Annotated in this window: 1 protein-coding gene; it reads right to left on the minus strand. The window is 36.0% G+C overall.

Annotated elements, in window-relative coordinates:
* Window positions 1-272 (minus strand): PAS domain-containing protein (locus tag B4K20_RS14900; RefSeq protein ID WP_289283515.1); only part of this gene is annotated, 272 nt, incomplete at both ends.

Genomic DNA, 272 nt, shown 5'->3' on the forward strand with positions numbered 1-272 from the left:
AATACTACTGATATGAGCATTCTCTTGAGAGAAATCATGTTTTGATTTTTCCCTTTGTTGCTGTACCAGAAACATGAGCCTTTTCCAGTTAGGTAAGGTTTCAATGTTATCCAGATCGTAACCAAAGGTTTCTTTAAATGACTGATTGATAAACATCACTCGCTGTTGTTTATCCAACAAAATGTAAGGAACAGGTGAAGATTGAATCAAACTGCGGTATTTGTAATTAGCGATCGATGCCATCAAAACAAAACGAATAATGATGGCTGCCA

Source organism: Methylophaga sp. UBA5088, assembly GCF_002414625.1.
GTDB classification, from domain to species: Bacteria; Pseudomonadota; Gammaproteobacteria; order Nitrosococcales; family Methylophagaceae; genus Methylophaga; species Methylophaga marina.